General features: G+C 40.3%; 8 protein-coding genes and 1 pseudogene. 5 read left to right on the forward strand and 4 right to left on the reverse strand.

All coding sequences use genetic code 11. The annotated features are described in order from the left end of the window. Both ACR2F7_RS09650 and ACR2F7_RS09655 read right to left on the reverse strand, forming a co-directional pair. Nucleotides 1-594: TIGR03915 family putative DNA repair protein (locus ACR2F7_RS09650; protein ID WP_432713373.1), on the reverse strand; the 594-nt coding region annotated here is incomplete at its 3' end. Nucleotides 595-613: 19 nt separating this feature from the next. After that, nucleotides 614-799: pseudogene (locus ACR2F7_RS09655) on the reverse strand (putative DNA modification/repair radical SAM protein); the annotation flags it as partial. 142 nt (nt 800-941) lie between these two features. Between ACR2F7_RS09655 and ACR2F7_RS09660 the strand changes: the two are divergent. Further along, nucleotides 942-1,388, forward strand: a complete 447-nt coding sequence (locus ACR2F7_RS09660; protein WP_432713367.1) for a DinB family protein — start codon at nt 942-944, stop codon at nt 1,386-1,388. A gap of 1 nt (nt 1,389) precedes the next feature. On the opposite strand, the gene ACR2F7_RS09665 is transcribed toward ACR2F7_RS09660, so the two are convergent. Both ACR2F7_RS09665 and ACR2F7_RS09670 read right to left on the reverse strand, forming a co-directional pair. Then, complete coding sequence (locus tag ACR2F7_RS09665) at nt 1,390-2,040, reverse strand: HD domain-containing protein (RefSeq protein ID WP_432713368.1); 651 nt, start codon at nt 2,038-2,040, stop codon at nt 1,390-1,392. Between the two features lie 9 nt (nt 2,041-2,049). Continuing rightward, a complete protein-coding gene (locus ACR2F7_RS09670) occupies nt 2,050-3,249 on the reverse strand; it encodes a THUMP domain-containing class I SAM-dependent RNA methyltransferase (RefSeq protein WP_432713374.1) in 1,200 nt (399 codons plus the stop codon). A gap of 72 nt (nt 3,250-3,321) precedes the next feature. Here ACR2F7_RS09670 and ACR2F7_RS09675 point away from each other — a divergent pair, with 72 nt between their 5' ends. The 4 genes from ACR2F7_RS09675 to ACR2F7_RS09690 all read left to right on the forward strand — a co-directional run. Beyond that, nucleotides 3,322-3,684 (forward strand): DUF3127 domain-containing protein, encoded by a 363-nt coding sequence (locus tag ACR2F7_RS09675; protein ID WP_432713369.1) that lies wholly within the window; start codon nt 3,322-3,324, stop codon nt 3,682-3,684. Between the two features lie 276 nt (nt 3,685-3,960). Beyond that, nucleotides 3,961-5,787, forward strand: a complete 1,827-nt coding sequence (locus ACR2F7_RS09680) for an ATP-binding protein (RefSeq protein WP_432713370.1) — start codon at nt 3,961-3,963, stop codon at nt 5,785-5,787. A 63-nt stretch (nt 5,788-5,850) separates the two neighbouring features. Continuing rightward, nucleotides 5,851-6,549 (forward strand): response regulator transcription factor, encoded by a 699-nt coding sequence (locus tag ACR2F7_RS09685; RefSeq protein ID WP_432713371.1) that lies wholly within the window; start codon nt 5,851-5,853, stop codon nt 6,547-6,549. A 35-nt stretch (nt 6,550-6,584) separates the two neighbouring features. Beyond that, nucleotides 6,585-8,194: DUF4153 domain-containing protein (locus ACR2F7_RS09690; RefSeq protein ID WP_432713372.1), on the forward strand; the 1,610-nt coding region annotated here is incomplete at its 3' end.

The following is an 8,194-nucleotide window of genomic DNA, read 5'->3' on the forward strand; positions in this document are numbered from 1 at the left end:
TTTAAAATAGTCTTTCCAAAGATTGCCATAATGAAGTTCCTGCTCCGATAGTAAGTTTGCTGCTGCTGGCTTTTTAAAACGATGGAAGTCTTCTGCTGATACATGAATCTCTTCAACCTGTTCTAAGTCATAATGTAAGCCGTAATTTCTTTTAAGGTCGTAAATAATCCAGCGCTGATCTGCATAACGCGTTTTAAAATGCCCCATAATTAAGGGCAAAACATTAAAGTCAGGGTCTATACCGCAGTAAAAATAACCATCAGCCGTTTGCTGAAAGCGAATAAAAGCCTCCATGCGGTGTTTCTCTCTTTCTACTTTTTTAGCCCATTGTGTTACTGCTAATACAGATGGATCGCCATAGTTATTTTCAGCCCCCGCTGGGCCCTTGAATAGCATGCAGGTCAGCTCAAAAAGATGACTGTAAGCTTCAGGCTGTTCCGAAAGGTAACAACAATAATAGCGCCTCATCCAGCCCATGTCTAGTTTCTTTTGTAAAGCTTTCCATACCCTGTCGGCTTTTTGCGTATCATTGATTACTGGAAAATGAGCGGTAAAAACATCAGGCTGGTAAAGCTTCTTCGTTTTCAGGATGATTTTTCCGGGCTTACGCTCAAACCATTATTTTTAACAGCGATACACAACGGCCATCTTCGGTATAGGTATGGCAGATGCCAGACATGTGGCCATTCCCTAATCCTTTATTGTGGTTGGTTCTTTTGCTTCCGCTGGAAGAGCAGGAAACGTCATACTTTGCAGCATCAGAAAGAATATTTAATTTTTCACTAATCCGGTCAAACATAGTCTTTAAAATACTAACGAATATAGCAATATAAACTATGAATATTAGTATTTTATTGTGGTGGTTTATGAGAAAAATAAATTATACCTTCAACATTGAAAAACATGCATGTATAAATTATTTCTATACTAAACCTCTCGATATGGAAGATTCATTAATCAAATTATGTCATTACAACGATTGGGCTAACAATATTCTCTTCAACAAATTAGCACAGGAAGATACCTTTGTTCGTTTTCCTTACCTGCGGATGTTAAGTCACCTGGTGAATGCGCAAGTGATTTGGCTGAATAGAATTCAGGGTGTAAAGCCTACGCTAACCACATGGCAGGAGCATTCTTTAGTTACTTGCAATGAAATGCACCAGCAGTCATCGGCAGCTTTAAAAGAAATCGTTGTGGATGGAAGCATGCTCGATCAGGTGATCAGCTATACCAATAGTAAGGGGATGTCATATCAAACCAAGGTACAGGATATTTTGCTCCATATCTTTAACCATGGCATATACCATAGAGCGCAAATTGCCCAGCAGATGAGAAGAAATGGTTTAGAGCCCGTGAATACGGATTACATTACCTTTGTGAGGTAGTTTATTGTATGCCTTCCCACTCTGCAAAAAACTGTTGCAGGTAGCTCAGCATAAATTCATGCCTGTTGGCCGCTAGTTGCTTACCGGTATCGGTTTTCATCAGGTCTTTTAACAGGAGCAGCTTTTCATAAAAATGATTAACGGTAGGGGCTACCGTATTCTTATAAGCTTCCTTATCTGCGTACTGCTGCGGTTTAATTTCAGGATCGTAAAGCACCCGGTTTTTAAAGCCTCCATAAGTAAAGGCACGGGCAATGCCTATAGCACCAATGGCATCCAGACGATCGGCATCCTGCACAATGTCTAGCTCTTTAGAAGCAAAAGTAATTTCCCCTAAACTGGCTTTAAAGCTTAAGTTTCTTATAATTTGCTGTACATGAGCAATGATGGCAGGTTCAAGACCCAGGCTTTGCAGAAAATCTCCTGCTATGCGGGGGCCAATTTCTTCATCACCGCCATTAAACTTGCTGTCGGCAATATCATGTAACAAGGCAGCCAAGGCCACCACCAGCATATCGCCCTTTTCAAGGCTATTGATGTGTTTTGCTGTTTTAAAAACCCTTTCAATGTGAAACCAGTCGTGACCGGCTTCAGCACCTGCTAAAGTTTCCTTCACAAAATCAATAGTTTTGCTGATGATGATCTGCTCCATATCTATTTATTATTCTTGTACTGGTTTTGGTGTTGGTCTTTCTTCTTCCGCTCGGCGTGTACCATCATACAATTCATATTCCATCATGCGGCAATCTAATTTACCGTTATAGAATTCAATTTTACGTGATGCTTTAAGGCCTATTTTCTTAGCAAGGTCTGGGTTTCCGGTAAAAATGTAACCAGTATAACCTTTACAACTTTGTTTAAGGAAATCACCAATGCGTTTGTAGGTTAACTCTAATTTAGAATGCTCACCTAAACGTTCGCCATATTCAGGGTTGAAAACAACAACGCCACGGCCACCTTCAGGAACAGGGGTATCTGCAAAATCGCAAACTTCAAAAGTAATCAAGGTATCAACACCAGCAGTCTTCGCATTGCGGCGACTCACTTCAACAGCATCTTCAGAAATATCCGTTGCAATGATGGTCAGGTCTACATTTTTAATTACCTGTTCTTTCAAGATCCTGCGCTCGGCAAAGAAAACTTCTTCGTCGTAACCCAAAACATGCATAAAACCGTAATTCATTCTGAATAAACCCGGACGGCGGTTAGTGGCAATCAGTGCTGCCTCAATGGCTAAAGTTCCAGAACCACACATCGGGTTAACGAAAGGTGATTTTTGGTCCCATGTAGTACTTAAGATGGTACTTGCTGCCAAAGCTTCCAACATCGGTGCTTTTCCTGGAATTTTACGATAACCGTGTTTAGCCAAGGTTTCGCCAGATGTGTCAATAAAGATATCCGCTTCACTGTCTTTCCAATAAAGGTGAATAACGGTTTTATTGCCATCAGAACCTGTATTTGGGCGAATGTCTTTTTTCGCTTTGATGCGGTCAACAATAGCATCTTTAACCTTTAAATTAGCAAATAATGGCGTGGTGATGGTAGGATTATCCACATTAGACGTTACCGAAAAATAACCGGCAAAGTCAATCAGCTCTTCCCATTCAATATCTGCCACCTCGCGGTAAAGCTCTTCAGGATTGTTGGCTTTAAAGCTGCTGATGCAGTATAAAATCTGGCTTGCGCAACGCAGGTTCAAATTTAGTTTTATACATTCCGTTAAGGTAATGTTTAACTCTACACCTGTCGGGAAATCCCTTACTATAGTGTAACCCAATTCTTTAACCTCATCTACCAGGTAGGGAGAGAGCCTTTTGTTGCAGGTTATGATAACCTTATTTTTTGTGTGGAAAACTTGCATCATATATTGTGCGAAGTTATCAATAAAAATATAGAGATTTGAACTTGAAAGTATAATATAAGAGTATTTGTTATGGAATTAAAAGGAAAAGTGCATGAAATCGGTGCATTACAACAGGTGAGTGAGACTTTTAAAAAACGTGATCTAATTATAGAGTATGCTGAAAACCCTACATATCCAGAATATATCAGGTTTGAAGCTTTGCAAGATAAAACTGGTTTATTTGATAGTTTAAAAGTGGGTGACAATGTAGAGGTTGCGTTTAATTTACGTGGTCGCCCGTGGACGGATAAAACCGGTAAAGTATCTTATTTTAACAGTTTAGTAGTTTGGCGCATCAATGCGTTAAATAACGCTGCTGGCTCAACTCCAGAATACGCTCCGCCTGTAGACCTAAACAGTGCACCCGGCGATGAAGATGATTTGCCGTTTTAAAGATCTTTTTTAAGAAAACAAGTTTTGAACTATTAGTGCCGGGAGTAGCTTCCGGCACTTTTTTTATGCCTTATTTTTTTTCTGCTGTAAAGGTATTATCTGCTTAACTTACAATGCCTTGTCTCATTTTTACGTTAAAAAGTGTTAAAATGAAGTCGTTTTAACAATGCTTCCTTAATTTTGGATACCTTATTAAGCAAATACGAAGTATCAATGCTTTTAAGGTTAACGCCAGCAATGCGAAGGCTTTAACCCTAAAAGCACAATTAACAACCAATGAAAAAAACAAGCTTTTGGCTGATTACTGCATTAATGACTGTTGCCCTGTTAGGAGTAGTGGTGATGCAGTTATATTATATCAGGCAGGCTTATCAGCTTAATTCTAAACTTTTCGAGCAGAATGTAAACCAGGCCTTAAATGCAGTGGTCAACAAGGTGCAGCGCCGAAATGCCGCAACACATATCAGCAGGAAAGATTTTGAGTGGCGACTGAAACGCGAAAAGGAGCAGCGCGACAAAGAAAAATCTATGCTGCAACTGGCAGAGAAACATAAGGAAGAGGAGCGACAAAGAAAACTCAAGCAGCAGGAGATCATTATTGATGACCTGAATTTCCAGGACAGCATGATCAGGGTGAAGTTTTACAACCCTACCATCATTACGGAGGCAGAATATTATGCCTTAAGTAACCAGTCTACTACACCTTTAGATGTGGATGTCAATGTGGGTTTAGATGAAGAGCTGCATGTAGTTGGCGGCAATGTGCGCAAAACCTTTCGCCTGAGATCTAACAAAACCTTCAGTACCAAACCAGAGAAACTGCCAGACAGCATCAGGTACCTTGCTTATAGTCGTATTGACGGTCAGCCGTTAAAAGTATCCCTGGCTACTGTTGATGGTATATTAGAAGCCAAATTTAAAAATGAAGATGCCCTTGCCGAGCGGCGTTACCGCCAGGATTTGAAAAGGCTCCAAACAGATACGGTGGATATCTTCAATTCTGACAATTTTAACCTCGTTGAAGAGGCCGCAAAAGAAATGGAGCAGGAAAATGTGCCCATCACCAAAAGAGTGTCTAAAGCAGTGCTGGATACGTTGATCAAAAAAGAACTGCTCAATAAAAATATTGAATTGCCTTATAATTTCTGGGTCAAACTGGCCCAGCGGGATTCTGTGATTTTTCAAAAAGTATCTAGTCAGGGACTTGATGTCTCTCCTTCCAACACTTTTCAGACTACCTTATTCAGTAATGACATCAAGCGTGATCCCGGTATTTTGTTTATCAACTTCCCCAGTAAGAATGCCGCTATTTTTAATACCATGGGCGCTACACTGGCCTCTTCAGGAGGTTTACTGCTGGTCTTGATTTTTATATTTTCTTATACCTTGTACACCATTCTGAGGCAGAAGAAAATCTCGGAAATGAAAACAGACTTTATCAACAACATGACCCATGAGTTTAAAACACCCGTGGCCACGATCATGATTGCCAGTGAAGCCTTAAAAGATCCAGAGATTACGGAAGATAAAAGCAGAATCAAGCGCTTAGCAGGTATCATTTATGATGAAAACCTGCGCTTGGGCAATCATATTGAGCGGGTGTTGAGTATTGCACGTTTAGATAAAAAAGAATTACACCTGGAGAAGGAAGCCGTGGAGGTAAACGACCTTATTGTGGCCGTTACAGACAGCATGAGCTTGCAGCTGCAGAAAAGAGCGGCAATATTAAATTTACACCTTGATGCAGAAAATTCTACAGTTGAGGGCGATGAGTTGCATCTTTCCAATATTATTTATAACTTAATAGATAATGCCAATAAATACAGTAACGAACCTCCTCGTATTACCATTACCACAAGAAATTCCAATAGAAGCTTAATTATTGATGTCGCTGATGAAGGTATTGGTATGGAAAAGGACCACACAAAGCGTATTTTTGACCAGTTTTACAGGGTGCCTACAGGAAACCTGCATGATGTTAAAGGCTTTGGACTAGGCTTAAATTATGTGCGTGATATCGTTACACAGATGAAGGGCAGTATCAAGGTGCGCAGTGAAAAAGACAAGGGGACCTTATTTGAGATTACCTTGCCGCTACGCTAGTGATCTTTTAGAAGCTGCTCAAATAATCACTAGTGCTCATTACCTATAAAAAATTAAATACTGATGAAAAGAATATTATTGGTTGAAGATGATCCTAACCTTGGTTTACTGCTACAGGACTACCTGCAGTTAAAGGGTAAATTCGATGTTGTTTTATGTGTTGATGGTGAAGAGGGCATCCGTGCCTTTAACAAGCAACATTTTGACCTTTGTATTTTAGATGTGATGATGCCTAAAAAAGATGGCTTTACCCTGGGTAAAGAAATCAGGAAGGCTAATGAGCAGGTGCCCATCATTTTTGCAACGGCAAAAGCCATGATGGAAGATAAATCTTCTGCCTATGACCTTGGAGGCGATGATTACATTACCAAGCCCTTCCGCATTGAAGAACTTTTGCTCCGCATTAACGCCTTGTTGAAACGCGTGTCTGCAGCTAAAGAACCTGAAAGTAAAGAACCTGTACAAACTCAATTTCATATTGGCGATTACCTGTTTGATTATACCACACAGCTGATCTGGATCAATGGCCAGCAGCAAAAGCTTTCTACAAAAGAAGCAGAGCTCTTACAGCTGCTGTGTTTAAAGAAAAATTCCGTGCTCACCAGAGAAGAAGCTTTGTTAAACATCTGGCATGACGATAATTATTTCAACGGCAGAAGCATGGATGTGTTTTTAAGTAAGCTGCGTAAATACCTGCGGGAAGATCCTAAGGTGGAAATCTTAAATGTGCATGGCAAGGGTTATAAATTATTGGTCAATTAAATCATTTGTTTACATTTAATGCTTAACCGCTGCAAATGAAATTACCCTCTCTTGCATCCTTAGGGGATGAAATTAAAAAAGTAGTCTTTCGTTTTCCCCTACAGGTGCTGGTCACCCTGCTTGCTTGTCTGGTTTCATTTACGCTCATCGACGTAAAAAGTAATTCTGAACAGCAGGTACAATTGCTGGAATTGCTCTTGCAGTGTAACCTTGGCCTAGTTTTACTCCTTGCTGCAGACCTGTTTGCTGAAGTCAATCATTTAACCTCGCTTCAAAAGTGGGCGCTGCGGTTATTCTGTATCTTGCTATGTACAGTATTATATTTCACCCTAAATCCTGATGTTTATATAGCCGACCGTTATAGGGTAGCCTTACTGGTTTTTGCCTTTCACCTGCTGGTGGCCTTTGCGCCTTTCATCAAACGAGGTAATTTACTGGGCTTCTGGGAATACAATAAAGTGCTTTTCATCCGGATTCTCACTTCCGGGCTTTATTCTTTTGTGCTGTATACTGGTCTGGGTATTGCCCTAATGGCCATTCATGGGCTCTTTAATGTAAAGATTGATTCAAAAATATATTTATACATGTTAACGGTAGTGGGCATCGGCTTTAATACCCTGTTTTTTCTTGCCGGGATTCCAGCCGATTTTAAAGTACTCAACGAAGCACCACAACCTTATCCTAAAGGCTTAAAAGTGTTCACCCAATATGTGCTGATCCCTTTACTCAGTATTTACCTCTTGATTTTACTGGTTTATGAAGTAAAAATCATGATCGACTGGCAGCTGCCTAAAGGCATGGTGTCTACGCTCATTCTAGGCTATGCTGTTTTTGGCGTTCTTTCTTTGCTGCTGATTTTCCCGATCAAAGAACAACAGGGTAATGGTTGGATCAGGCTATTTTCCCGCTGGTTTTACATCATGATGATTCCTTTGGTGGTACTCTTGCTGCTTGCCGTGTGGAGAAGAGTAGGTGTTTACGGTATTACAGAATCCCGTTATATCCTGGTGATCCTGGCCTTGTGGTTGTCCATCATCACGGCCTATTTCCTCATCAGCAAAAAAGACAATATCAAAATCATCCCCATCAGTTTATGTGTTTTGGCTTTACTGGCCGCTTATGGTCCTCAAAGTGCATTTTCGATTTCCCGATATTCACAAACGCAAAGGCTGCGCAAAATGATGAAATTGACTACGCCTGTGGCGCAAAGGGAGAAACCTGCTATTATTAGATACCTGGTGCTGAACCATGGCTTAACTTCTTTGCAGCCCTTTACCACCACAAACCTCGATCACATCAATGAAGCCATTTTAAAACAGACAAAATCCATCAACAGCATGAGCTACCTGCAGGAACAACGTTTGGTAGATACAGCTTTTGCTATTTTAAAAGTTAAGGAAAAAGATAGTTATAGACGGAGCACTTATGTTTCGCTCATCAGCAAAGAAGAAAAAACAATAGGCATTAAAGGTTATGATTATCTTATTCCTTTAGAGAGTGGTTCCACAAATTTTACAACGCCTGTTAATGGTACAACTTTTAAACTGAAAATAGAAGACGACAGAAAGTTAGTGGTAAAAATAGGTGCTGATCAGGAAGTCGTTTTTGATCCTCAACCAGCAGTCAATGATGCTCACAAAGCATA

This window comes from Pedobacter sp. (assembly GCF_045628745.1).
Lineage (GTDB): Bacteria > Bacteroidota > Bacteroidia > Sphingobacteriales > Sphingobacteriaceae > Pedobacter.